Source organism: Coleofasciculus sp. (genome assembly GCF_046539235.1).
GTDB lineage: Bacteria > Cyanobacteriota > Cyanobacteriia > Cyanobacteriales > Coleofasciculaceae > Coleofasciculus.
On sequence record NZ_JBKHHI010000003.1, the window covers coordinates 1 to 21,629 of the forward strand.

At 44.3% G+C, this 21,629-nt stretch carries 20 protein-coding genes and 1 pseudogene; 12 read left to right on the forward strand and 9 right to left on the reverse strand.

Annotated elements, in window-relative coordinates:
* The 9 genes from ACLFWI_RS00675 to ACLFWI_RS00715 form a co-directional block, all read left to right on the forward strand.
* Positions 1-284, forward strand: a 284-nt coding sequence (locus ACLFWI_RS00675; RefSeq protein ID WP_446411292.1) for a roadblock/LC7 domain-containing protein, incomplete at its 5' end; no start/stop codon positions are given.
* 572 nt (positions 285-856) lie between these two features.
* Positions 857-1,372 carry a hypothetical protein gene (locus tag ACLFWI_RS00680; RefSeq protein WP_446411293.1) on the forward strand — a complete coding sequence of 172 codons (516 nt, stop codon included), beginning with the start codon at positions 857-859 and terminating at the stop codon, positions 1,370-1,372.
* An 89-nt stretch (positions 1,373-1,461) separates the two neighbouring features.
* Positions 1,462-1,833 carry a roadblock/LC7 domain-containing protein gene (locus ACLFWI_RS00685; protein ID WP_446411294.1) on the forward strand — a complete coding sequence of 124 codons (372 nt, stop codon included), beginning with the start codon at positions 1,462-1,464 and terminating at the stop codon, positions 1,831-1,833.
* A gap of 419 nt (positions 1,834-2,252) precedes the next feature.
* Entirely contained in the window at positions 2,253-2,768 is a 516-nt protein-coding gene (locus ACLFWI_RS00690; RefSeq protein WP_446411295.1) for a hypothetical protein, read from the forward strand.
* Positions 2,769-2,857: 89 nt separating this feature from the next.
* Positions 2,858-3,229, forward strand: coding sequence for a roadblock/LC7 domain-containing protein (locus ACLFWI_RS00695; protein ID WP_446411294.1), 372 nt, complete (start codon positions 2,858-2,860; stop codon positions 3,227-3,229).
* Between the two features lie 452 nt (positions 3,230-3,681).
* The gene (locus tag ACLFWI_RS00700; RefSeq protein ID WP_446411296.1) at positions 3,682-4,065 is read left to right on the forward strand and encodes a hypothetical protein; all 384 of its coding nucleotides are present in this window, start codon (positions 3,682-3,684) and stop codon (positions 4,063-4,065) included.
* Positions 4,066-4,462: 397 nt separating this feature from the next.
* Positions 4,463-6,457 (forward strand): tetratricopeptide repeat protein, encoded by a 1,995-nt coding sequence (locus ACLFWI_RS00705; protein WP_446411297.1) that lies wholly within the window; start codon positions 4,463-4,465, stop codon positions 6,455-6,457.
* Positions 6,458-6,808: 351 nt separating this feature from the next.
* Positions 6,809-7,363 (forward strand): protoglobin domain-containing protein, encoded by a 555-nt coding sequence (locus ACLFWI_RS00710; protein ID WP_446411298.1) that lies wholly within the window; start codon positions 6,809-6,811, stop codon positions 7,361-7,363.
* A gap of 157 nt (positions 7,364-7,520) precedes the next feature.
* Positions 7,521-8,168, forward strand: coding sequence for a GTP-binding protein (locus tag ACLFWI_RS00715; protein ID WP_446410528.1), 648 nt, complete (start codon positions 7,521-7,523; stop codon positions 8,166-8,168).
* Positions 8,169-8,344: 176 nt separating this feature from the next.
* On the opposite strand, the gene ACLFWI_RS00720 is transcribed toward ACLFWI_RS00715, so the two are convergent.
* On the reverse strand, positions 8,345-9,889 hold the full coding sequence (locus ACLFWI_RS00720; RefSeq protein WP_446411299.1) for an IS200/IS605 family accessory protein TnpB-related protein: 1,545 nt from the start codon (positions 9,887-9,889) through the stop codon (positions 8,345-8,347).
* Between the two features lie 163 nt (positions 9,890-10,052).
* Positions 10,053-10,136 (reverse strand): annotated as a pseudogene (locus ACLFWI_RS00725) (MerR family DNA-binding transcriptional regulator); the annotation flags it as partial.
* Positions 10,137-10,606: 470 nt separating this feature from the next.
* Here ACLFWI_RS00725 and ACLFWI_RS00730 point away from each other — a divergent pair.
* Positions 10,607-12,742, forward strand: a complete 2,136-nt coding sequence (locus ACLFWI_RS00730) for a pentapeptide repeat-containing protein (protein ID WP_446411300.1) — start codon at positions 10,607-10,609, stop codon at positions 12,740-12,742.
* Positions 12,743-13,059: 317 nt separating this feature from the next.
* Positions 13,060-15,366: a pentapeptide repeat-containing protein gene (locus ACLFWI_RS00735; protein ID WP_446411301.1), complete on the forward strand. Its 2,307-nt coding sequence runs from the start codon at positions 13,060-13,062 to the stop codon at positions 15,364-15,366.
* Here the strand turns inward: ACLFWI_RS00735 and ACLFWI_RS00740 are convergent, their stop codons facing one another.
* The 5 genes from ACLFWI_RS00740 to ACLFWI_RS00760 all read right to left on the reverse strand — a co-directional run bounded on the left by ACLFWI_RS00740 (position 15,367) and on the right by ACLFWI_RS00760 (position 18,867).
* A complete protein-coding gene (locus tag ACLFWI_RS00740; protein ID WP_446407313.1) occupies positions 15,367-15,792 on the reverse strand; it encodes a type II toxin-antitoxin system VapC family toxin in 426 nt (141 codons plus the stop codon).
* Between the two features lie 17 nt (positions 15,793-15,809).
* Positions 15,810-16,022: a hypothetical protein gene (locus ACLFWI_RS00745; protein WP_446357187.1), complete on the reverse strand. Its 213-nt coding sequence runs from the start codon at positions 16,020-16,022 to the stop codon at positions 15,810-15,812.
* 219 nt (positions 16,023-16,241) lie between these two features.
* A complete protein-coding gene (locus ACLFWI_RS00750; protein ID WP_446411335.1) occupies positions 16,242-17,600 on the reverse strand; it encodes a D-alanyl-D-alanine carboxypeptidase in 1,359 nt (452 codons plus the stop codon).
* A 76-nt stretch (positions 17,601-17,676) separates the two neighbouring features.
* The gene (locus ACLFWI_RS00755) at positions 17,677-18,564 is read right to left on the reverse strand and encodes an inositol monophosphatase family protein (protein WP_446411302.1); all 888 of its coding nucleotides are present in this window, start codon (positions 18,562-18,564) and stop codon (positions 17,677-17,679) included.
* A gap of 108 nt (positions 18,565-18,672) precedes the next feature.
* Complete coding sequence (locus ACLFWI_RS00760) at positions 18,673-18,867, reverse strand: hypothetical protein (protein ID WP_446411303.1); 195 nt, start codon at positions 18,865-18,867, stop codon at positions 18,673-18,675.
* Between the two features lie 319 nt (positions 18,868-19,186).
* On the opposite strand from ACLFWI_RS00760, the gene ACLFWI_RS00765 reads away from it, so the two are divergent.
* Positions 19,187-19,612, forward strand: a complete 426-nt coding sequence (locus tag ACLFWI_RS00765) for a DUF1824 family protein (RefSeq protein WP_446411336.1) — start codon at positions 19,187-19,189, stop codon at positions 19,610-19,612.
* Between the two features lie 49 nt (positions 19,613-19,661).
* Here the strand turns inward: ACLFWI_RS00765 and ACLFWI_RS00770 are convergent, their stop codons facing one another.
* Positions 19,662-20,633 (reverse strand): vitamin K epoxide reductase family protein, encoded by a 972-nt coding sequence (locus tag ACLFWI_RS00770; protein WP_446411304.1) that lies wholly within the window; start codon positions 20,631-20,633, stop codon positions 19,662-19,664.
* A 56-nt stretch (positions 20,634-20,689) separates the two neighbouring features.
* Positions 20,690-21,541, reverse strand: a complete 852-nt coding sequence (btpA, locus tag ACLFWI_RS00775; protein ID WP_446411305.1) for a photosystem I biogenesis protein BtpA — start codon at positions 21,539-21,541, stop codon at positions 20,690-20,692.
* Between the last annotated feature and the right edge of the window lie 88 nt (positions 21,542-21,629).

Genomic DNA, 21,629 nt, shown 5'->3' on the forward strand with positions numbered 1-21,629 from the left:
CGGATGGTTTACCTCTGGCGACGACTTTACCCAGTGGTATGGATGACGAACGAGTCTCTGCAATGTCGGCGGCGATGCTTTCCTTAGGGGAAAGGATTGGTAAAGAATTAGTTCGCGGTGTAATTGATCGTATCTATGTTGAGGGTGATCAGGGTTTGAGTATCCTCACCAGTTGTGGTGAAGATACCGTCTTTCTAGTTTTGGCGACTAAAGCGGCGAAGCAAGGACTGTTGATGCTGGAAATCAAGCGCACCCTTGATGAATTGCGGATGGTTCTGTCGTAATCACCTTGATGGGTAAGGGTTAGTAACTGCAATCTAATCCCTATTCACCTTTCATCACGGTTTCTTCACTTGTGCAGCAAGCCCTATGTAGGGTGGGCATTGCCCACCCTACCCATATATAGCACTACCGGGATACGTTAGGACATTCCCCTGTTGCCTGTTGCCTTTTCACCCAATTTTATTGTCCTAACAACAGGTGTCAACCCAACTGATAAATTATTCCACTGTTGAGATGATAAATAAATTAAACAAACTATCGCTAAAATTAATTAATAATCACTGTATTATGAGAGAATATAAATTAAAAGAACATAAATTTTACATTTATTTTTTATGGGGCGATCAATTTTATTTTTGAGTATTACTACGAGAGTTAATTTAATCATAAATTCTATAGTTAATTATTTTAAGAAATGTTTACCATGCAGACATATTAAAAACAAACTGCTAAAACAAAAAGAGAAAACATTTACTAAGACCCCTACCATGCTTTGGCTGTTTAAACATAGTTTTGTCTGAACAGCTAAACTCTTAATGCCAACAAATTTTTAGCATCAAATGAGGAAAATATTATGGCAGATTCAGCGAAAGATCCACGTCAAGAACTGGGAGACTTTGGCAGTATTGGAGAAATGAAGGCAATCGTTAGCGGTATCGAGGATGCGCTGGGTGAAAAAGCCGCTGCGATCGCAATGCTTTCTGCAGGTCGCCAACGGGGTAAAGAGCTAGCCAAAAAACTCAATTTGGTAGACAAGGATGCCTCCGTCTCCCTGGAAGAAATTACCGAAAAAGCCCAGCTAGCCTTGGGCAAAGAGGGAACTCGTTTGTGCGTAATTGACAAGATTATCCAAGAGGGCGATGTCTACAAAGTCTATACTCGCGAAACCTTTGACTCCTTCGGTGAACTTCAAGGCTCAACTCGGGTCGCTTCTTTCACCATGGGGGCGATTCAAGGGTTTCTCGAAGCCTTTCTGAATCAGCGCTTGCAGGGAACTCAAATTGAATCACTCTTACAAGGGGGTAGCTGTGATCTGTTCGAGTACACCATTATGGGTGAAATCAACAGGAATGTCCGCCCTGAACTCTAAGAGTAACAGCGTCGGGGGAACAGGAGAAATCTCAGCTTTCAGTATCTATTACTGCAAAGACTGTTGGAAATTAAACAAGGAGTATCCAAATGGCGATTAACGCCGAAAAACTAGGAATGATCATCAAAGACTTTGCTTCAGCTACCTCTGATGTTGAAGGAGCAGCGGTTGTCACCCCGGATGGTTTACCTCTGGCGACGACTTTACCCAGTGGTATGGATGACGAACGAGTTTCTGCAATGTCAGCGGCGATGCTTTCTTTAGGTGAACGGATTGGTCGTGAATTAGTTCGCGGTGCAATTGACCGGATCTATGTTGAGGGTGAAAAGGGCTTTAGTGTCTTGACCAGTTGTGGTGAAGATACCGTCTTTCTAGTTCTGGCGACTAAAGATGCGAAGCAAGGACTGTTGATGCTGGAAATCAAGCGCACTGTTGGTGAATTGCGGATGGTTCTGTCGTGATTGATTGCTCATCTAGCTGACCAAATAAAAGTATAAGGCTGCTAGGCTTTATTAGCCTCTCAATCACCATTAGTAGGGACAGGACATGTCCTGTCCCTACTGGTGTGACACAGCTAAAATTCTGGGATATATTTTGCCATTTTTTTGCCGTATATGACCGGGTTTTATTATTTTGTTTTTATTGTTTTTTTGAGGTAATATTTTTATTCATTAATTCATTTTTTTTAGCCAAACTAATTTTCTGTTCACTTAATTAAGAAAGTATAGACTATTCGGTAATTTCGGTAATTCTCGGCTATAACAAAAGTAGGTACTATTTTCCCAGTACCCGACCAAGATTTTGCTGTTTAAACATATTTTTGTCTGAACAGTTGAACTCTTAATACCAACAAGAATTGAGATCAAATGAGGAAAATATTATGGCAGATTTAGCGAAAGAGCCACGTCAAGAACTGGGAGACTTTGGCAGTATTGGAGAAATGAAGGCAATCGTTAGCGGTATCGAGGATGCGCTGGGTGAAAAAGCCGCTGCGATCGCAATGCTTTCTGCAGGTCGCCAACGGGGTAAAGAGCTAGCCAAAAAACTCAATTTGGTAGACAAGGATGCCTCCGTCTCCCTGGAAGAAATTACCGAAAAAGCCCAGCTAGCCTTGGGCAAAGAGGGAACTCGTTTGTGCGTAATTGACAAGATTATCCAAGAGGGCGATGTCTACAAAGTCTATACTCGCGAAACCTTTGACTCCTTCGGTGAACTTCAAGGCTCAACTCGGGTCGCTTCTTTCACCATGGGGGCGATTCAAGGGTTTCTCGAAGCCTTTCTGAATCAGCGCTTGCAGGGAACTCAAATTGAATCACTCTTACAAGGGGGTAGCTGTGATCTGTTCGAGTACACCATTATGGGTGAAATCAACAGGAATGTCCGCCCTGAACTCTAAGAGTAACAGCGTCGGGGGAACAGGAGAAATCTCAGCTTTCAGTATCTATTACTGCAAAGACTGTTGGAAATTAAACAAGGAGTATCCAAATGGCGATTAACGCCGAAAAACTAGGAATGATCATCAAAGACTTTGCTTCAGCTACCTCTGATGTTGAAGGAGCAGCGGTTGTCACCCCGGATGGTTTACCTCTGGCGACGACTTTACCCAGTGGTATGGATGACGAACGAGTTTCTGCAATGTCAGCGGCGATGCTTTCTTTAGGTGAACGGATTGGTCGTGAATTAGTTCGCGGTGCAATTGACCGGATCTATGTTGAGGGTGAAAAGGGCTTTAGTGTCTTGACCAGTTGTGGTGAAGATACCGTCTTTCTAGTTCTGGCGACTAAAGATGCGAAGCAAGGACTGTTGATGCTGGAAATCAAGCGCACTGTTGGTGAATTGCGGATGGTTCTGTCGTAAATGACACCTAGCTGACCGAACAAAGGCAGAAGGCTCTAGGAATGTAGGGTGGGCAATGCCCACCCTACTTTGCTAAACACAGAAGAGTTACTAGAGAATTATGAGAACGATGGCACAAAAGGATAAGAAATGTTAACAAAATCCATCTAGGCGATTGATCATATTCAAGTTATGAAGGCGTCAAGGGTATACCATTGAAGGGTTTAGAGGCTAAATAGCTCACTCTATAGGTAGAGATGAACTGGGATCAAGGCTTGAACTCAATTGTTGGTCTGACCTTCTCAGCGATCCATAAATAGTCTACCCTGATTGTAAATTTTTTTTAAAAAAAGCTCATTTCTCCGGAGAAGTTCACTATACTGGGTTTTACCTTCGTAATTTCTTAAATTTAGAAATTGATTAAAGGTTTGTTACATAAAGACCATTTTTTATCCCCGATAGGAGGAACGTCCATGGAAATGACAACCAGTGAAAACTTAACAAAGACGTATTCACTCAACGAAAAGGTCAAAGGCTTCTTAATTTGGACATTTACCCTAACCGTAAGTCTCTTAGTGGCAGGGTTTCCGCTGATTGTGTTAATGGTGGCGCTCGGAGCAATTATGGCGATTTCCTTGCAATCGCTTTTGCCGATTAGTGCCGTTTTGCTCGTCGCCGTTGGTTTGATTGGCGCGAATGTTTTGGGAATTTTATTCGGCGCCGCCGTATTAACCTTTAAGGGCGTCAATCCGAAGGAAGTCCGTTGGTTAAGCTGGTTACATGGTGAGCAGAATATTCTGCATAAGTCAATTTTTGCAGCTTGCCCACTCACCTGCGACTGTGAACCTACAAAGTAGTACTCAATTGGGTATTCAAAAATTTGTCAACATAGTTTGATGACTGAGTAAGTTTTCCATCAAATGGTAGTGTGGCCCGGTTTGAGCCGGGTTTTTTCATGGGTAGGTCAGGGAACAGGGAACCTTACTTTTCACTGCGTCTGGAACATAAATGATGCGTCCTAACCGCTATGGCGATTGCTATATGTAACGCTTATATCTGGCGTTTTATAAAAAATTGAGTCAGGATAGATTTAAGGGAATGTCTATATTTTTTTCAGAGTAAAAATACGGTACGTTAAAGCAGACCGTTGCCAGTCTGTATTACCTGTAAGACCAAACCCATTCCGAGCTTAGAGTAGGGGTGACTAAGCGAGAGTGATGATGATTGTTTGGCGATAAACCATTGGAGCAATCGATGAGTGGAAATAAATCAAGGTATGAATTACACTTTCATGGTCTAGTGCAAGATGCGGTGACAGTTGAACCCAGTCAAGCGAAACAAATTTATCAGGACAGTTTGACTCAACCGACGTCCAGTTATCAGTTACCGCTTCAACTGGCTGATTTTACAGGTCGCCAAGAGGAACTCGAACGCATAACTGGGGTGCTAAATCAGGCAACATTGGGTCAAGCATCCCAGGCGGCGATCGCAATCGTAACGGGTGTCGCCGGTGTGGGCAAATCTGCCTTAGCGGTGCAAGTTGCCTATGAGTTACAATCTGAGTTTCCCGATGCTCAGCTTTATGTCAACCTGCGTGGAAGTGAAGGGCAACCTCTCGACTCTTTAGACGTACTCGCGGGGTTTCTGCGGGTTTGGGGTGTGGAGGCTCAGTCGATGCCTCAAAGTTTGAGTGAACGGTCTCAACTGTATCATTCTCTGATAGCCGGGAAACGGGTATTATTGATCCTGGACAACGCCCGCGATGAGTTTCAGATTCGTCCTTTACTCCCTAAATGTTCCACTTGTGCGGTTTTAATTACGACTCGCCGCCAGATTAATGGGTTGGAGGAGGCGACGATTGTCGAGTTACCGGTGATGAGTGAACCCGAAGCGCGATCGCTGTTGGAAACTCTGATCGGAAAAGACGCGATCGCGGCTGAACCAGATGCCACTCAACACATTATGACTCAGTGCGACTATTTGCCTTTAGCACTGCGGATTACTGGGGGATTTCTGCGCCAATCCCCCCACTGGAAACTGGCTGATTATGCGAGCAAGCTGGAACATGAAAAGCAGCGATTAGCACAAATGCACCTGAGTGATTTGTCGGTGCGCCCTAGCCTGGTGCTGAGTTATCAGTCACTGGATGAAGCCTCGGCGCGTTTGTTCCGTTTACTGGGACTTTTAGTCGGTGTCAATTTTAAGGCGGAAGTCGCGCCAAGGTTGTTAGAGGTGGAATCTGCGATCGCGCAGCACTCTTTTGATACGTTAGTGGCATGGCAGCTTGTCACCCCAGTAAGTCCTGGGCGCTACCGTTTTCATGATGTGGTGCGCTTGTTTGCCCGAGGACAGTTGGCGCAGCAAGAACCTGCGGATGTGCGACAAGCGGCTCGATTAAGGCTGAGTCGCTGGTATCTGGAGACGGCTGAAATGGTGGATTTGGCGATTAATCCAGAAACTCGTCGCCAGTTGGTTCAATCTGTGGTTAAGGGTAAAGAGCAAGCACCGACGGAGCGTCGTTGGCTGTTGACGGCTCTATACTGGTTTGAAATCGAGCTACCGAATATATTAGCGTCGGTGGAGTGGGCGCATCAAGCGGAGGCGTGGGATGTGGTGGTGTCTCTAGCTCAGAATTTGGTTAATTTCTTTAATACTCATGGGTACTGGGGAGACTGGGAACGCACTCATGGATTGGCTTTGGCAGCTAGCCGAGAATTAGGTGATCGCGACAAAGAGGCGCAGACACTGATTAATTTGGGCAATGTGTATTCCTTAGCCGGTCAATGGGAGAAGGCGAACCAATGTTATCAGCAGAGTTTGGGTATTTTTAACGAGTTGAGCGATCGCCCCGGAATGGCAAAGACGTTAAGTAATCTGGGGAATGTGTATTTTCAGCAGCAGCAGCACCAGAACGCGACTGAATGCTATCAGCAGAGTCTGTCCATGTTCCAGGAGTTACGCGATCGCTACCGAGAAGGTCAGACGTTAGCCAATATGGGTATTTTCTTTGCTCAAAATAATCAGCCAGAACCAGCTATTCAGTTGTGGCAAGACTCGCTGACAAAACTTCATCCAAACTTGCCCAAGTTTCAACGAGTCGCTGAATGGTTACAGTCGATTAAAGGACAAAGCGTTGAAACCTCTTCTTCCACTCAGACGCCTCAGCCTCAGCGTCTCATTCTTTATTGGGGGAGCGCATTTATCCTGGTGATCAGTTTAATTCTGTCTATCATTATGTTGACGGGGTAAAACATCTAATCCAATGGCTCGTTTTTAGAGCTACACAACTCTAGAAGTTAGCTTCATAAAACTATACAAATATACCCCCAAAAAATTACGAGATGTTCCGGATTTTGGCGAAAATCATGGAAAACCTTGAATAGCCTTAATGGTATAGCTGTCGCCATAAAGATTAGGACAGATTGAACGGCTTAAACAACCACGTACACATAATAAACCTTATGCCCTCTGCCTTTTACCATTCATTCAAAATATTCATAGTTTTATCATAAAACAAGCAGACAAGACTCTAGAAAAATTGCTAAAACTAGAGAAGACTCTATTTTGAGGCTTACCCTAAAATCCAGATCAGAGAAAAATATGACCCTGAACGCTTATGATTTTTTGCAAAAAATGCAAGATCGGATTTATTTTACTGAAACCGATAAATCCCTCTTGAAATCCCAGGCTGATTGGGGAAAAGAAATTGCACCAGAGGTAGCCGAACAGTTCTACGCCTACTTAGGCAGCGATCCAGAAATGAATGCAATTTTAAATCACACACCTGATCGCATCCATCGGCTCCGGGAAACCTTTGTTCAGTGGTTTTACGAAATGTTTACGGGTATGGATGACTGGGGTAATGCTTATGCTGAGCGTCGTTGGCGGATTGGCTTAGTACATGTGCGAATTGGTATTGGACCTCAACATGTTGTTCCGGCGATGGTAACGGTGATACGAGATATAGATAAACGACTCAAAGCCAATGACAAACCTGCTGAACTGCAAGAAGCACTCAGTCGAATTTGTATGATCGATTTAGCCTTCATTGAGCAAGCCTACATTGAAGTCAGTTCAGCCGCCGTACTTCAAGAAACAGGCTGGACTGAACGTCTATTTAAGCGACTCATTGCCGCCGGAGCTAGTTCCGTCTAAATGGTTAGACAACACGAAAGGTTAGCTAATTAATTTCAGGTGTGGTGCAATTCCGGGTAATTTTATGTTTTTTTACAGTGGTGTGCTGTAAATAAGTTACTCGCTTAACGGCTCTGACATTCATAAACTTAGGTGAAATACTGCGGAGAAAAATCTAATGGAAACAATGCGTCTTGTCGTAACCGGAACAGTGGGTGCTGGTAAATCAACTTTTGTGCGAACTTTTAGTCAAACGACAGTAATTGACACAGAACGCAAAGCGACAGATAACACATCGTTAATGAAGAAACGCACAACTGTTGCTTTCGATTTCGGTACGCGCATTTTAGGGCGGGATATGGAGTTACAAGTTTATGGGACTCCCGGTCAATCGCGCTTTGATTTTATGTGGGATTTATTGATTCGTCGCGCTCATGCCTATATTTTACTGGTGGCAGCCAATCGTTCTAGCTCTTTTAATGATGCTCGCGAAATTATCTCGTTTATGAACAGCCGAGTCCAAATTCCCATGATAATCGGTCTAACTTGTATGGATTTACCTGGCGCTTTGGGACAAGAGCATGTTGCTTTTGCTCTTGGATTTATGAACGACAAAAACCGACCGCCCATTGTTACAGTAAATCCCAATGAAAAAACGTCAGTTTTTGAATCATTGATGGTGTTAATGGCTCACCAGTTGTTACAAAGTAGTAAGAGCAAAGGAAATGCCGCTTTGGGAAATGTGGGAGGTAGTCGTCAAGCTGAACCCCTGAAGTCAAGAACGAAGTATCAGTGGCCCAAGCAACAGTTTTCATCAGGGTTATAGGATTTGATCCCAAGTTGCGTTCTAACCTGTCTGATGGGAGCGAAGCGAAGAATCTGGTCTGAACCATCAACGGTGAAGACAGTACACAATGGCTATCCTTACTACCGCTAAAAAATATCTATGCAAAACTATGCAGATACGCCGTCATGCGGTACTAACGACTTCCTGTCGGATTTTCACCGACTTCTCCAAGCTCCAAGAGAGGAATTGACAACAGTCGATGGCGGTTCGTCCCGTGACTCCCCGCTCCGTGCTGAGCGTGACCTGGAGTAGACTGTTAGTCTAGGCTGATAAAAGGAGTGGCGAGATGAGCCTTTGACTCGTTTCGCCACCAACCGCCAGTGCGTCCAGACGTGCTTTCTCGGTTCCGTTCCTTGGTAGGCGGTTCTGGCTGGCAGTCTTTCCGATAAAAACATTCCACGTCGCGCCAACACGAAGGCGGCCGCGGTGGCAGAGTTCATGCCGTACATCGACATGAACTTAATCAGTCCAATCCAGCTACTGTAAGCGGGATTAGCCTCAATAACTTGGATGCCCAGTTTGAAGCATCTGGCTAATAGGAGTTTAAGAAATTTTGAGTAAGCAAAGTTACTCAGCATACGGTTATGCCGAGCATTTAGTTCGCGCAACCGTTTTTTAAAGTCGCTAAAGTCGAGCTTTTCGACAACAATGGGACGCTTATGCTCCAAGGCTAAGTTGGTAAGTTGAGTAATGACATCAACCAAGATAGCCTCAGTACGTCCCTTAGGTTGAGACTGAATATTGACTTTGATTTGACCAAAGCCATCCAGATTCCCGTCCTTATCAGTCATTGCCCAACCGATACAGTTGGGATTAAGGTCTACACCAATGGCTCCCCAAGAAATGGGGGCAGTTATCCGAGGAGCGGGTTTGACCTCAAAGGTGATATGGATTTCCCACTCCGTCAATTTTTTTTGGATGAATCGATAGGTTAAGGCTTGTCGATTGTACCAGGCTGTGGCTAGGTTATCGGTTCCATGTTTGGGTAAACGGATAGGAAACTGAATATATTTCCCATATCGCTTGTCCAAGCGATATGGAACTCGAATATGAAGTTCGGAGCCAATTAAATCCAACTGGCAAATCTGATTTCCGTAGGATTCATCCTTGGAACCAACCATCTCCACGGTATACTTGTTCCCCAAGTTTACGTGCAAGGGAGACGCTTTGATCTGGGCGATATAAAGCTTTAACTTGTGGGCGTACCGTTTCTTGTGATGAAGTTTAACTTGGGCTTGCCTGTATAGGGTTAAATGATGAGCGCACCGTATTGGGCAAGCGTCTGGGTACTTAGGTTTGAGAGACTTGGGAACTTTCTTCTTCTTCCCTCGGTTTACCTGTTCTACGGCTTGTAGATATTTGCGGTGCGCTTTAATTTTCTTTTCTAAATTCGCAATGACTTCTGTTGTGTGCTTAAGCTTGCCTTGCAGTAATTCCAAGTGATTGCTACGGCATTCATTCGCCGACTTAACTGCACCTTCAACATAAGCGATGATGCTGTTTGCCTGTCGCTTGTTGATGTCATGATTCTGCTGTAGCTGAGTGTTCAGCTTTGACTTACTCGGAGGGTTTTGTTCTAAAAGCAGCTTCAAGCACTCAATCTTGGCATCGTAGCCGAGTGTCGCCGCATCATTCAAAAACGCAACCACCCAACGGTTGGTTGTTGTCGTGACATAAGTGCGGAATTCTGCTTGGGTCATGACCGACTAAAAATCTCTGATTTCTGTATCTTACAAAGATTTATCGGAGGTGTCAACAGCTTCATTGTTCATTGTTCATTGTTCATTGTTCATTGTTCATTGTTCATGGTAGCAATTAACAATCAACAATCAACATTCAACATTCAACATTCAACATTCAACCATGTCCTCCCTCTGTCCGCACCGATTGAATTTTGTCTTCTTTCTCCCATCGCCTCAAGGTGTCTATCGACACTCCCAAGGGCAGCGGCGGCTTCCCCTATTGACAATAATCGACAAGGGAGATTTTTAACCGAAAACCTCTGGGTATATTATCGGTAAATCTAGGTATTTCGCCTACTGCTGCAAGCCCCAGCCAAGACGGGGGGGAGGGATAGCCGCTTTTGGGTGACGTCCCAGAAAGCTAGACTAAGGTATGATCAAGAGTAGACTTGTCTTAGCAAGGGTTAGCTGACTTAGTTATGCGATCGCAGTTGCTCTTTCTCCCGTCGGCAAAATTTGGCTCGTGCAGTGGGGCGGTACTGACCCGCGCAAATCTTCCTGGCACGCCCCTATACTGCTCGGCTAAGAAGAGAGTTCAAAGAAGCTGGGGGAGCTAGAGGAGTAGAGGGAGAAGAATTAGAGCTGATCCGAGCTGTATTGTCTATTCCCTATGCTACTCAACTATAAAATGACAAAATTTTAATACTTTAATTATTGTCAACATTTTTTTTGATCATGACGGGGCGCATCTTGCCAGAAGGCGAACAATTGAATTTATCAGGTGAGGACGTTTCTGGGTCTGACTTCAATATTCAGCAGGCTCAAGAGGTTATTTATCAATTTTTGATCAAAATCGTTCATCACAATCCCCCAGAAACTGTATTACAAGAGTTTCGCCAATTATTTATATTGGGTAAAGAGCCGAGTGAGCCTCATATAAAAACTGCACTTGATACAATTATTGCCAGCAAAAATAATCAAGAATTCAGAAATACTTTAAAACGATCTTGTTATATTTTAATTAATAATTGGTCTTCAAAACGCCGTTATGATTTTATTCAAAACCTGATTGAATTAGTTGGTGATCCTCCGCTGAAGCCGACAACTCTATCCCCTTCCATGAGTCGGCTAAAAGGGTATATTTATAATTTTGTTGATAGCCACGATTATCAAGAACTGAAATTATTTTCGGCTCCCTATACGGCTGAATCTGAAGCCGAACAACAGCACTGGAGTCATCGGTATACATCTTATTTATTAGTTCCCCAATATCTGGACTCTCGCAATCCAATTGAACAGCGAGAAACTGCCAAAAATCTGTCTAGACGGCTGAGGAAAAAATTTAAGTTCGATCTAGCTATGTATACGGCTCGATATGATTCTCCTAATTTCAATTCCGAGAAAAAAATCATTAACCCAACTCGTCTAGGTCCTCACGTCATCCAACTGATTAAAAAAATAAGCTCTCGCCAACTATTGGTTAATTGCCGAAGTTATGCTGATTATTTAAATCAATACGTTCCCAATAAATGCTACCAAGACTTTAAACAGGATTTAAAGAATTATTTGTTATTTTTAATTAACACTCCCGTTTATTCGGAAATACTCGATCAGTATTTATTTGCTCGATTAGATAGTCTGTATGAAAATCATCATCTCAAACCGATTAGTGGTGACTTACTCCTACGCACATGTCGGCGAATGATTGAGGTGCTAACAACTGAAGATGGTCGAGAACCTTCAACTCTATTTATTTTGTTAACGAATCGTGGCAACCCTTTAACCTTAGTCGTGATTCTCCTGAAAATTATTTTAATTTGTAAATATGCTCAAACGCATCTTGATGTTTGTATTGCCCAATTAATTCAATATTACGAGAATTCTACAGAAAAAGACTGTCAGTGGCTGATTAATTTCTTGGAAGTTTTCAAGATTGTTTTTGCTATTTGTACCGAAGACACTCAATATAACATCGTTAAACTTAGTGATAATGACGATGAGCCAGATGCTTATGTTATGGATCTTGATAACTATCGCGTCTTTTCCCAATTAAAAGGAACGGATCTGCGGAGTGCTGATTTAAGAGGAACAGATATCCGTTATATGGATCTCAGAGCAGCAGATTTACGGGAGGCTGATTTGGCGGGGGCTGATTTGAGCAAAGCCGACTTGAGTCTTGCCAAACTTAGTCAGACAAACTTAAGCGGTGCCATACTTGATCGCACGGAGTTAAGCGGTGCGATGCTTCAAGATGCTAATTTGAGCGGTGCGAGTCTCAGTGAAGCAAATCTACGTTGTGCTGACCTGCGACAAGCTAATCTATGCTGTGCAATTTTAAAGAGCGCTAAACTGCGTCGTGCTAATCTCCAGCAAGCCGATCTGAGTGGTGCTGACTTAAGTAATGCTAGCTTGAATTCTGCGAATCTAGTGAATGCCAATCTGCGCTATGCTGATCTGAGCAATGCTGATCTCAGTCAAGCCAATCTTAAGGATGTAGATCTCAGGGATGCTAATCTTAGATGCGCTCAACTCAATTGGACTCAGCTAAACCACGCCAATTTAAGTAGTGCTAACTTGGATCGGGCGGATCTCAGTTATGCCAGTTTGTGTCATGCTAATCTTCAGAAAACGAACTTAACTCGCACAGATTTGAGCAATAGTAACCTCAGTAGAAGCGATATGAGTAAAGCTTTGCTACGTCACGTCAATTTGACGGGTGCAAATCTCAATCATGCTAATCTTCTTGGTGCCAACCTGTTTAATGCAAATCTCACGGATGTGAAGGTTAAGGGAACTCGATTTGGAAATAATTCTGGACTCTCTGAGCCAATGAAGCGAGAACTCAAACAACAGGGTGCAATTTTTGGATAAGTAGATGGGAAAATTTAAAGTTAACGGTGAGGAACTCGCTACCCTTGAGAAGCAAGCTACGTCATTCGTCATTGGTCATTTTTTATTCATCCTTTGTAAATTCTCTCTCCCATCTTCCTCATCTTCCCCATCTCCCCCATCTCCTCCATCTCCCCTGTACGCCTGCTCCCCAAGATGCTACGGATTTTGGTTACAATAAATGTTTCCGATAAAGAATATTTTGGGAAAAGGTTAAACTAGAGGCAGAGACTATCGCCGCTATGGAGCAGTAGAGGCAGATAACCACCAGGATTAGCCAACTCAGATTTTACCTATTTATGGAGGGGCGCATCATACCAGACAATCAGCAAATCGATTCTTCGGCTGATGGAGAATCAAAGCAGCAACGGATTCAGCAAGCTCAGGAGGTTATTTTTCAATTCCTACTCGATCGAGTGGAAAATGACCCTCCAGAAGCTGTTTTGCCGGAATTTAAGCAGTTATTTTTTTCCAGTGAGTGTACACAAAATCCAGACGTCACTCGCTCAATGTATGAGCTGCTTGAGCAAAAGAACGAGCAAGAATTCAGAAATACTCTGAAGCGGTCTTGCTATATTTTAATTAACAATTGGTTGGCAAGTCGGCGCTCAGACTCGATAGAGGAGTTGATTCAAACGCTGGCTAAGGTGGACTCAGTTAAATCTACTGTATCTCAGACCCTGAATCGTTTGAGAACGTGGATTGCTAATTTTATTGAAAGCCAGGACTATCAAGAACTTAAAGTCTTTACCTCAAGCCGTACCGAACGTCGAGGGTGGAGTCATCGCTATGCTTATTATTTATTATTACCGCAATATTTAGATTCTCAAAATCCAGTTGAGCAGCGGGAATTAGCTAAGAAAACGGCAAAACGGTTAAAAGAGAAGTTTAAATTTGAGCTAGCAATGTACACCGTGCATTGTAATTCGCCAACCTTTAAAAAGGAACCGCCCCCGAATCCCACTCAACTGGGCAATGGAATCATTCGTCTGCTCAAACAACTGATATCACGTAAGTTTCTGCACAGTTATTCCCATACGGCTGATGTGTTTGTTCAGCAGAGCAAAACGCTGACTTATCGAGACTTTAAGCGGAAATTACTCGACTATTTACTTTTTTCAACGAGTCCTCACCAGTCGATTGATTTTTTCAAAAAGACTCTGACCGAAAAACTCGAGCTGCTCTATGAGTCATACAATCAGGAAACGACGACCATGGAGTTATTACTGCGGACTTGTCGGCGCACCTTGGAATTTTTAACCACAGAAAATGGGCAGGAACCCTCCCCGCTCTTTATCACTCTCACCAGCCAAGGTAGTCCTCTGACAATTGTAATTCTCCTGCTCAAAATTATTTTATTGTGTAATTATGTTCGCACTCATTTAGATAATTGTATTGCCAATCTAATTCGCTATTACGAAAAATATCCGGAAACAGAATGTCGGTTTTTTATTCATTTTTTGGATATTTTTAATGTTGTCTTTGCCATTTATACGGAGAACGTGCAATTTGATGTCGTCAAAATTAAGAAGGGCGAATCAGCGGTTTCTGAGTTGGAGGCATACCGCATTTTTTGCCAATTGAAAGGCGCTAATCTACGCGGGAGTGATCTGAAGGGGGCTGACATTCGTAATAGTGATTTGAGTGCTGCCGATTTGCGGGAAGCAAATCTCAGCAGTGCTGATCTGAGTGAGGCGAATTTGAGTCTGGCTAAATTGGGGGGCGCTAATTTAAGTAGTGCCATACTCATGGGGGCTGATTTAACGGTTACTGACTTGAATTCTGCCAATCTCAATGGCGCTAACCTAAATAACGCCAATCTGAGTCGTTCAAACTTGCAAAATATTAATCTGAGTCGCGCCAGTTTGATTGGGGCGAAACTGCGACATACCAACCTCCAACAGGCGGATCTCAGCCATGGAAATTTGCATCAGGCAATTCTCACCGGTGCCAATCTCAAGGGTGCTGATTTACGACAAACTAGCCTCCAGTACGGGGATTTAAGTGAGGTTGACTTGAGTGAGGCAAACCTGAGTCAGGCGAACTTAACAGGTGCAGACTTACAGCACAGCCAATTGGATCAAGCGAATTTAGAGGGGGCGACTTTAGAACAGGCAAATCTGAGTGGAGCCAGTCTATTCAGAGCCGATTTGAGCAAAGCGAATCTCAGCAATGCTCAACTGAATCAGGCGATGTTAAGGGGAGCCAATTTAAAGGAGGTGCGATTGCGTCGGGCTATCCTCAGTCATGCTAATTTAGAAGGGGCAAATCTGAGTCGCGCTGATTTGAGTCGTGCTGATTTAAGTCATTTAAATCTCAGGGGAGCCGATTTGAGTCATACGTTTCTGCGTCATGTCAACTTGACGAATGCGGATTTGAGACAAGCCAATCTCACAGGCGCGAATCTTTTCAATGCCAATCTGAGTGGTGTGAAAGTTGAGGGAGCTATATTTAAGCAAAATGCGGGCTTATCTGCGGCTCAGGGGAAAGAATTAGAACAGCGAGGGGCTACGGTTGAATTGAGTAAGTTAACATCCCGCGATCGCAATGTCTGGAAACATCCCCTTCCTCCACATTCCCTATTGCCGAACCAATCGGAAAATTAGCTATAGTCTTGACCAATTCTCTATTTGCAATTCTTTAATTTGTCCAAAATCTGATGTATTGCGAGTAAGTAATATGGCATTATTCACAATAGAAATCGCGGCAATTTTTAGATCCATATTGCCCAGACGTGGATAGGCTTTTCTCAAGCGTTGGTGTTCTAGACCAGCATCACGATTAAATGGAATAACCACAATTGAGCGGTAATTATCTAAAAGCTGCTGTAGCCATTTATATGCTAGTAGCTGATTGTCTAACGTTTTTGCCTTAGATATTACACTGAGACGACCTCTAACTTGTTCTTCATAGGTAATGATGGTAACGGCAACTTCCGCTTCTTGAACGGTTGCCAACCTTGCTAGAATGCGTCTGCCCTCTTCCCCATTACGCTGGATAAGACTAAGATGATCTGTGTCGAGAATGTACATCGTAAAGCGCTAGTTCGCTACTCAACAGACTGCCGCCATTCTTGACCCAGACGAACAGCTTCATCAAAGGTGGGATCATTTTCAAAGCTGCCTGCCACTTTCATCCACCAAGGAGTTTCCTGCTGAAGCAAGCCAGCAAGTAGTTGCTTCAACTGGGCTAGCTCTGACTCTAAGGCTGCAACTCGCGCTTCGAGACCTTGAGAGCGGTTGTCAAGTTGCTGGGAAGTCATAGTTAAAGAGGTGGTAGTTCGGAATTATTGCCCTATTATAGCAAGCCCGCTTTCTCTGAATCACGGCGGAATTAGCCTTGCCACCAAAAATGGGCTGCGATCGCAATGTCTGGAAACATCCCCTTCCTCCAGATTCTCATTCTTCCCTATTGCCGAACCAATCTGAAAATTAGTCTTATGTCTTATGTCCTTTTTCACTGTTTCCCATTCTCTATTTCCTCATATTTCATTGACAATTTCATTGCTAGAGGTTTTATTGACTCGTTCGGGATTGGGTTGTAAGGGTTCAGGTAATGATTGAACGCCTCCCCACTGGCTAATAAAACTTTGCAGCAGTGCTTCTTGTTGGGCGCGAAATCCTTCCAGGTTGTAACCCATATTCATCGTAGAAAACCAGATAATTCCCTGCTGCTGCGTGGGTAAAGCTCCGCCTAAAGCGCTGACATTATTTAAACTTCCGGATTTAACAATAGCGAATGGGGGAAGTGGACGTTCGTTTAAAATACCTTCATCTTGTCCAACAACCGCCAATACATCGCCAAGACTCATATTATAGGGTTGAAGATATCGGGCAATGGCGAGAAATAAACCGGAAGCCGCACGGGGAGAAATCTTATTTTGATCGCTTAATCCAGAACCATTAACTAATGTAATTTCAGATTGAGGAACGCCTGCGGCGGCGGCGGCTTTTTGAGCGACAACATTCGCTCCCCCTACCGAGTTGGCGAGCATATCTGCCATTTTATTATTACTATATTGATTCATTTTTTTGATCAGTTCAGCCAGGGGGAAGGAATAGTGACGAATCAGGGGTTGGACGTTGCTGGGAGGGGTGGGGGAGACTTGTACCGAACCCGCGATCGCAACTTGTGGTTTGGGGGTGTCTGGGGGTAGGGTTTGATATTGGGTTTGGGCGGCGGGAGTCCAAAGTTGACTATTTAATCCTTGTCTGAGAAGAGTCCCTGATGTGAGTGGCTCAAACTCAAAGTTCATGTAAAATTTGCCTGTGATGATTAAATTCCCCGCTACCTGCTGGATACCCATCTGATTGAGGAGATTACCGAGAGCGATCGCTTCTTCCCACACAAAGAATGGATCTTCTCCCCCTTCAATCACTAAGTCTCCTTGGAGAACGCCGTTTTCTACTGCACCCGTTGCGCCGATGAGGGTAATGAATTGGTGATCGGGACCAAAGGTTTGCAAAGCAGCGAGGGAGGTGGCGATTTTGGTGATAGAAGCCGCAGGTAAGGGAACAGTAGCTTGATAATTCGCTAGCAGAGTATTTCCCGCTTGAATCCAGATCCCATGATTTTCCTTGGCAAATCCTTTGGCGGCTAAACCATTCATGTACTGCTCGATTTGCGCTTGAATCGCCGGATTGGGATTATCTGGAGCAGCGAGTGAGGGAACGACTGGTTTTTGCAATTCCGCTTCTGCTGGACTTTCGGCGACTGAGACAGTATCGATCTCGTTCTCGTTGACAGAGGGTTGGGAGGGATTAGATTGAGGGGAACATCCGGCGGTAAAGGTTACAAGAGTCAGGGATAGTACAGTCGTCAAGGGAAGGGGTTTGAGCATTTTCTCTAAAAAATACGAGTTATAGATCATACCTTCCCAATTTAAAAATGACAAATGACAAATGACAAATCACCCTTCAAGCAATTTGACTTCCCAAAACTTGGTTTTCCCGCTCAATTTCCCCTAAAAAACTACGGAAACTTTTTTCGTGGTTTTGTTCCCAGCGCTGAATAATATGGAGAATCTCTCGTAATAAATAGCCAGAACCACAGGTGACATAATCGACAATATATTCAGAGTCCAGACTGAGAGACTCCAGAGAATTGCCGCGAAAATCAACTAAATAACCGCCGGCTGCTTTTAAAATTGGATAGGCGAGCAAATTATAATTTTCCGACGCATGACGACATTCGACCATAAAATCAGCAGCGCCTCGGGCGATTTGACAAAGTTCCATAGCTGAGTTATCGATCGAGCGAATATCCCGACAGCATAACCACAAGGGGAAACTGCCGCTCAATGCTTCTTTTGCCCGATTATAGCCGGGACGTAAGTATGCGATCGCGTCGTCTAGGCAGACTTGAGAGTGACAGTAAATCTGACTGTAGTCTTGACTGTTAGCGCTGCTGAAATAGGCCGCGCTCAGGGTTGCATAGTAACAGTTTCCTGTGCGTAATCCTTGTACATAAGCAAATTCTAAATCTCCTAAAGTCACATCCAATGTTTTTGACGTGATGGCAATCACTAAAGACGGGTCACCCACTTGACGTAACCAGTTGGATGTCCCGTCGATTGGATCGACAAATATAGAATAGCTAGCGCAAGGATTTAGCTTCTGGTGTTCTCCTTGCAGATAAAGATTGATGGGATAGTCGGCTAAACAAGAATAGATAATTTCACCCGCTTGGCGATTAATTTCATCTTTAGCTTTTCCATTGATGATTGGCTGATGTTGGTAAGGAAGATTGTCTAAAAAAGTTGCTAGATTTGCGGCAATTGATGAACAGATGGCTAAGTAATCCATAATTCAAGAACTCCTCTGCGGAGATCTATACCCTTAATGTTTCCCGGTAATACGCCATGAACGGTAAATATTACCTGGACTGATGGGCATAAATTCAGTAAATATGTACTAAAGGTGACTGACTAATTTAGTCTTACTGGAAACAGTCGGCAGATTAAATAGCCGCTCTAGTTCTTGGATCGGTTGACGACGAGTCGTATCAACGGTGGGCATTTCCTGCCAGCAGTGTGAACAGAACCAGTAGAGGCGATGGTGGCTAATGTGCCGAAGTAAGGGATGGGAGCAGCAGGGACAAGTATTCATAAATCTTGCAGATCTTTTCTTTTGATGTTTTTTTATGTATAAATATTATTTTTACGTAAAAATGTTGACTAAATCTTGATCGATATCTCTGAGAGATTGTGATAATAAAGGCTAAAAAATGTGATTAATTTTACATGAATTGAGTGATCAATATCATGTTGAAGTGATACCAAATCTGATGAAGTCACCCTAGGCGTGAACTTGGGTACTTTTTCCTTCTACCCTCTGTGCGTTCTACTGTGTGCCTTTTGCCTTTGCCTTCTGCTGTGTACCTTTTGCTATATCATCGATCACGTTATTGTCGCCGCCAGTTATGTCTATGTCTACCCAAAACTCTACCCATCTCACCCTCTCAGACGCTCAAGCGCTTCTCGAACCCTTCAACTGCATTGAGAGTCAACCTGTGGTTTCAGATGCCGAAAAAGAGAAACTGCGGCAAGCCTTAGCGTTACTTGCCCAGCATTCAGATTATCAAATTTTTGGTATTTGCGCGAATACAGCGGCTCAGGGTTTATCGGCGCTCAAAACCTATGCTCAAGCTTTAGGTTATCAACCGAATCTTGACCTGACTCCGATTGAGGGAGCAGTGTATATCAAATATAACGGCAATTCAGGATTGTGTTATATCGATTCCTATACGGGTGAGCATCGCGGTGTTTTAGTTTCCTGCCAATCTTCTTTTGAAGGGGGTATTAATCAAATGTACGGTCATCTCCCCCTCGATTTATTTGCGTCGTCAGATTAATCCATTTGTATCACCTGTAGAGACGTTGCGGGCAACGTCTCTACAGTTTTCAGCGCAATCGGTACTTAAAGTCGCGTTTTCCTTGGTAGTCGGTTAAATCTGCCAATTCTGCCAAACTGCGAACGCCGGGATACAACTGACCATTAATTTCCCAACTCGGATACCCTGGTATTCCTGCGGCTTGGCACACTTGAGGCTGAGGATTTTCACCAGCAGGATGGCACTCGATATAATCGATTTCGCTAAAGGCTTCCTTGCCAAATAACTCCTTTTGATCGTGGCAATGGGGACAAGTATAAGCACCATATTTTTTAGCACCAACGGCGGTAAGATGACGAGCGAGTTCCATTTCCGCTTCGCCAGAGGTGGTGGTTATTTTCCAGCCGTAGGGGGCTTTAGGCGCAGTAGATACCTGAGGAATCACGCCGCCGTCTACTCCGCCAGCCGTTGTCTGTTCACCACTCATGCCATAGACACCCAAGGTGCCAATCAGCGCTACCATACCGACAACAATGCCAGTGAAAAACAGTTGTCCGACATCTTCCCACTCACGCCCAATTATTGTCAGCACAAATAAGGCAATTGAGCAGACAGCGGATACCAGGCAATAGAGACAAAATGCCCCAATGACAACGGACATGAGATAGACAAGGTAGCCACTGAAGACAACCATGGCGGTTGAGCCAGCAAACATCAGCAGCCAACTCCCATCGTCTACTTGTCGGCGAAAGTCTTTGTTATCTGAGGATTTGACAAGTTGGGGAGCAAAGGCAAATACCGCGATCGCAGTGTAGGCTAAAAAGCCAAACAAGCTTAGGGGTACGCCCAAAAGCCAAGCATAACTACTACTTAAGACAGCTTGACAGTTGATTACCTCGCCTGTGGGACATAGGGCTTCTTTAAATACCCCAGTTTCCACCAAGGTAAGGTAAGCCGTATCTAAAGCACCAAGAATCGCGATCGCACCAATGAGCGGGCGAGACTGGCGATGAATCCAGGGAGCAGAACGTCGGCGTCTCATATTTATCAATCAGCACTAGGAATTTCAGGAGCAATCGAAAACGTTACGATTCACTCTTACTTAGAATGTAACTTGACCGAAGACATGGGTGGCGGCGATGCTGTCGTGTTAACACCACGTCGTACCGCTTCCACAAATTGACTGACGCGAATCGGGTCAATGGGTTGCTCAATTCGCCCCCGTCGTTTCAGGGAACTAGACACAATCACCCCGTCGGCGGCTTGCATCAAGGTAGGAATATTTTCCCAGTTAGCACCGCTACCAATAAACACGGGAGTTCCATTGGCGGCGGCTGATGCTAATTCTAAGTCTTCTAGACTGGGAGGACTACCCGTTGCCCATCCGGAGAGGATGACGCCATCGGCTAAACCTCGTTCGATGGTTTCCTGTACCGCCGTGGTCAAATTTGGTGATCCCAAGGGACGTCCATGCTTAACCAAGACATCGGCTAAAATTTGTACATCACTACCGAGTTCTCGGCGATACCGCAACAGTTCGTAAGCTTTTCCTTCGATCAATCCTTGATCCGTTGCCATGACGCCAGTGAGAACATTGACCCGGATAAACTGGGCTTGGACACAATTGGCGATCGCGATCGCGCTTTTGGCATCATTGCGTAACACGTTGATCCCCACGGGTAATGTGACCAAATTCATCAATCGCCCCACAATTAAGGTCATCGCACTGACGACGGCGGGATCGACTTGGTTTTTGGTGAAGGGAGCATCAAAAAAATTCTCCACGATTACCCCATCAACTCCCCCTGATGCCAGTGCTGTCGCCTCTTGTTCGGCTCGATCAATCACCGCTTTTAAACTCCCTCCCCAACGGGGAGACGTTGGCAGGGGTAACAGATGCACAACGCCAATGATGGGATTGGGTGTCTTGAAAATTTGTTGTAAGTTCACGTATCTACCTGAAAACCGTTCACAAGAATTTGAATATACTCAGGTTTGACAACCACAGAGACTCTCTATCTAACTAATTCGATGGATT

Coding starts and splice junctions, on each gene's coding strand:
- ACLFWI_RS00680 (WP_446411293.1), top strand. CDS start 857: ATGGCAGATTCAGCGAAAGATCCACGTCAAGAACTGGGAGACTTTGGC.
- ACLFWI_RS00685 (WP_446411294.1), top strand. CDS start 1,462: ATGGCGATTAACGCCGAAAAACTAGGAATGATCATCAAAGACTTTGCT.
- ACLFWI_RS00690 (WP_446411295.1), top strand. CDS start 2,253: ATGGCAGATTTAGCGAAAGAGCCACGTCAAGAACTGGGAGACTTTGGC.
- ACLFWI_RS00695 (WP_446411294.1), top strand. CDS start 2,858: ATGGCGATTAACGCCGAAAAACTAGGAATGATCATCAAAGACTTTGCT.
- ACLFWI_RS00700 (WP_446411296.1), top strand. CDS start 3,682: ATGGAAATGACAACCAGTGAAAACTTAACAAAGACGTATTCACTCAAC.
- ACLFWI_RS00705 (WP_446411297.1), top strand. CDS start 4,463: ATGAGTGGAAATAAATCAAGGTATGAATTACACTTTCATGGTCTAGTG.
- ACLFWI_RS00710 (WP_446411298.1), top strand. CDS start 6,809: ATGACCCTGAACGCTTATGATTTTTTGCAAAAAATGCAAGATCGGATT.
- ACLFWI_RS00715 (WP_446410528.1), top strand. CDS start 7,521: ATGGAAACAATGCGTCTTGTCGTAACCGGAACAGTGGGTGCTGGTAAA.
- ACLFWI_RS00720 (WP_446411299.1), bottom strand. CDS start 9,889: ATGACCCAAGCAGAATTCCGCACTTATGTCACGACAACAACCAACCGT.
- ACLFWI_RS00730 (WP_446411300.1), top strand. CDS start 10,607: ATGACGGGGCGCATCTTGCCAGAAGGCGAACAATTGAATTTATCAGGT.
- ACLFWI_RS00735 (WP_446411301.1), top strand. CDS start 13,060: ATGGAGGGGCGCATCATACCAGACAATCAGCAAATCGATTCTTCGGCT.
- ACLFWI_RS00740 (WP_446407313.1), bottom strand. CDS start 15,792: ATGTACATTCTCGACACAGATCATCTTAGTCTTATCCAGCGTAATGGG.
- ACLFWI_RS00745 (WP_446357187.1), bottom strand. CDS start 16,022: ATGACTTCCCAGCAACTTGACAACCGCTCTCAAGGTCTCGAAGCGCGA.
- ACLFWI_RS00750 (WP_446411335.1), bottom strand. CDS start 17,600: ATGCTCAAACCCCTTCCCTTGACGACTGTACTATCCCTGACTCTTGTA.
- ACLFWI_RS00755 (WP_446411302.1), bottom strand. CDS start 18,564: ATGGATTACTTAGCCATCTGTTCATCAATTGCCGCAAATCTAGCAACT.
- ACLFWI_RS00760 (WP_446411303.1), bottom strand. CDS start 18,867: ATGAATACTTGTCCCTGCTGCTCCCATCCCTTACTTCGGCACATTAGC.
- ACLFWI_RS00765 (WP_446411336.1), top strand. CDS start 19,187: ATGTCTACCCAAAACTCTACCCATCTCACCCTCTCAGACGCTCAAGCG.
- ACLFWI_RS00770 (WP_446411304.1), bottom strand. CDS start 20,633: ATGAGACGCCGACGTTCTGCTCCCTGGATTCATCGCCAGTCTCGCCCG.